Annotated in this window: 4 protein-coding genes; all 4 read right to left on the bottom strand. The window is 43.4% G+C overall.

Going from position 1 to position 3,294, the window contains the following annotated elements:
* On the bottom strand, positions 1–223 hold a 223-nt coding region (locus tag NTU69_11630), incomplete at its 3' end, for a DUF559 domain-containing protein (GenBank protein MCX5804159.1).
* Positions 220–366 (bottom strand): hypothetical protein, encoded by a 147-nt coding sequence (locus tag NTU69_11625; protein ID MCX5804158.1) that lies wholly within the window; start codon positions 364–366, stop codon positions 220–222. The genes NTU69_11625 and NTU69_11630, both read right to left, overlap by 4 nt.
* A gap of 75 nt (positions 367–441) precedes the next feature.
* A complete protein-coding gene (locus tag NTU69_11620; GenBank protein ID MCX5804157.1) occupies positions 442–972 on the bottom strand; it encodes a cob(I)yrinic acid a,c-diamide adenosyltransferase in 531 nt (176 codons plus the stop codon).
* Positions 973–1,120: 148 nt separating this feature from the next.
* Positions 1,121–3,294: RtcB family protein (locus NTU69_11615; GenBank protein MCX5804156.1), on the bottom strand; the 2,174-nt coding region annotated here is incomplete at its 5' end.

Genomic DNA, 3,294 nt, shown 5'->3' with positions numbered 1-3,294 from the left:
GGCGAAATTTAAAGCCCTCCATCTGTCTATTCTTCAAATATCTCCATAGATAACTCTCTGTATCCGTGGAGCGCTTTCTTAATGCTCTTGCTATGCCCCTTGATTCTTTCACCCCCACCCTTTTCCCTCCCCCCTCAAGGGGGAGGGCCTTGTTTGTGTTTCCTTCCCCCTCAAGGGTGAGGGCCTTGTTTGTGTTTCCTTCTTTTTCGGAGTGTTTTTTCATAGCTTTTTTGACGTTACCCCCTCTGTGCCTTCTTCATCGTGGCTCGTGAAGTGTTCCGTACATCGTCCCTCATATATCGTGTATCGGGCATCGTGCATCATTCCTCCTATCCCCTGTACCCTATCCCCTGTATCATTATTCAATCACCAATGACCAATTTTCAATTACCAAACAGAGACCAGTATCAAGTATCCAGTATCGTGCATCGTGTAGTTACCTCAGTAGTCCAGCCCCTGTATCGCTGCTACCCCTTCTTTGTATATATGTTTCACCTCTTTCATCTCTGTCACAATGTCCGCCATCTTTATAAGTTCAAGTGGTACATCCCTGCCTGTTATTATCACATGGAGGGCGTCGTCCTTCTGGATGAGAAAGTTGATTACCTTTTCTATTGGGAGTAGCCCGAGGTTCAATACTACAGCCAGTTCATCAAGGATAAGGATATGGTATTTCTTCTTTTGGAGCATCTCTTCCATAAAAAGCCATGCCGCTTCAACCATTTCCATATGCGGTCTTGGGTCATCCCCCCTGAATATAAACCCCATACCAAAAGGACGTATATCTATGTGCTCTAAAAGGGATGGGCAGACATTCTGTTCCCCTGATTTTCCCTTCTCTTTTATAAACTCTATCATAAGTGTGTTCATTCCATAACCGCTTGCACGAAGGGCAGTACCGAGGGCTGCTGTAGTTTTTCCCTTACCATCACCGGTAAATAAAATGATAATGCCTTTTTTCTTCTTTTTCATTTAACCCCCGTCCCATATATCATTATTCAATCACCAATAACCAATTATCAATAATCAAACAAATTCCAATTATCAATTTCCAATAACCAAACATGTCTCCTGTCTCCTGTATTCTGTATTCTATCCCCTATACCCTGTCCCCTATACCCTATCCTTTAATAGATCCTAAGGGTACAATCTTTGCGACAAGTTTAGAAATACCTGCATTATGGACAACACGGACAACCTTTGATACATCCTTGTAGGCCTCCGGCATCTCCTCTGCAAGTGTCTCCCTGCTTGCCGCCCTCACATAGACCCCTTTTGCCTCCATCTCCTTGCTGATGGAACGTCCCTTTGATACCTTTATTGCCTGATGCCTGCTCATCACACGACCTGCACCATGGCACGTGCTCCCAAAGGTCTCTTCCATTGCCCGCTTCGTTCCGCAAAGGACATACGATGCCCTGCCCATATCCCCTGGGATAAGGACAGGCTGACCCACCTCCATATATCTTCCCGGTATCGCAGGATTGCCCGCTGAAAAAGACCTTGTTGCCCCTTTTCTGTGGACACACACGGTTGATTCCCTGCCTTTTATCCTGTGTTTCTCTATCTTCGCAATGTTATGGCATACGTCATACACAAGGGAAAGGTCAAGGCTTCTGGCGCTCGCCCTGAAGATACCTTCGAGGGTTTCTCTCACCCAGTGGGTTATCATCTGTCTGTTTGCAAAGGCGTAATTTGCTGCAGATGCCATGGCTCCCAGATACCTCTGACCCTCCGCCGATTCGAAAGGGGCACAGCAAAGCTGCCTGTCCGGAAGGGATATGCCATACCTTTCAGATGCCTTTATCATCTCCCTTATATAGTCATCACATACCTGGTAGCCGAGGCCCCTTGAGCCTGTATGAATCATAACCGTAACCTGATTCTCGTAGAGTCCGAATACCCTTGCGATGTCCCCGTCGTATATCTCTTTTACATAACCTATTTCAACAAAATGGTTACCGCTTCCAACGGTTCCAAGCTGGTCCTTGCCCCGCTCATAAGCCCTTTCTGACACATTCTGCGGGTCTGCATATTCAATGCGGCCGCCATCCTCAATAAATGCGAGGTCCTCCTCTGTCCCATACCCACTTCGTACTGACCACTCTGCGCCTTTTTTAAGGACTTTCTCTAATTCATTACGTGATAATTTAAGGTCTTTCCTGTGAGAGCCCAGACCACTTGGAATGTTGATATAGAACCTGTCGATAATCTCCCTTATCCTGCCTCTTATCTCTTCTACGCTCAACCCGGAGCGCATAAGCCTTACGCCACAGTTAGAAACTAAAAAATTATTTGCAATGAAGTTATGGTCATGATGTGCCACAGTAAAATCATACACGTACCCGGTGTTGGAGATTTTCTCGATCCTCACAATTTTATCAAAAACAAAACCTGATTCCTTAAGATTTTGCGTAATTCCCTGCATATATTGGGTGAATTTTCCGAATGCTGATGAAACCCGAGGAGCAGTTTTTCTCCCCTCGTATAATGATCGTTCAATAAATCTTTTATTTACCCAGGGAGAGTTGATGTTGGCAAATATTTGTTCGATTGAACAGCCTTCCTGTTTTTGACAATGAGCTATTGATTCAGATTTCTTTCTTTCTTCAATGATAAGGGATTTCTTTCTTATATAATGGGCACATAAATTTGCAAAAAATGTTTTTTTGCGGTTATATTCAAAACCAACCCTCTCATAGAGGTTTAGTAAGCTTTCCGGTTCTGTAGAAAGGATTAGTCGTGCTCTTATTCGCGGCTTTCTATCCTTTCCAACCTTTTCAACCCTTGTAGAGATCCTTTTTGTTTTTACCCCTGCTTCTTCTAAAAGAAGAGATAAATCCCGCAAAAAATCTTTCCCGCTTTCAGCATTCGATGGCCTTTTATTCATGGAAACTACAGGACAATAAAAATTGTAACCATGATGAGTATATGGTCTGGGGGTAGACATCTCTGCACCAAAAAAGGATGCTAAAAATAGCCTTTTTTGCCACAAAGGTGCCTTAAAAAGCCATTCTGGAACCTTAAAATCATGGCATGTCTTGTCCCCCCATGGCGTACCTAATGCGATGAGAAGCAGGGCAAGGCTGCTGGACTGATTTTTACATATAGAAGTTCTTGTTTCAAAATCGTATCTTGCATACTCAGTTTCAATGAAACCTAACCTATCTAAATCCTTCTGGATGTCTTCAAGGTCTTCAGATTTACCGAAAAACGAAATAAGAAAATCACATTGTTTTTCAAAAAATGTTATAGAACCATCCCCGAAAATATAACCCATAAGCTTTATGATTT

It is taken from the genome of Pseudomonadota bacterium (assembly GCA_026388215.1).
Taxonomy (GTDB): domain Bacteria; phylum Desulfobacterota; class Syntrophorhabdia; order Syntrophorhabdales; family Syntrophorhabdaceae; genus JAPLKF01.
Note: the sequence above shows the minus strand (reverse complement) of the source record. Positions and strands in the feature narration are given on the sequence as shown.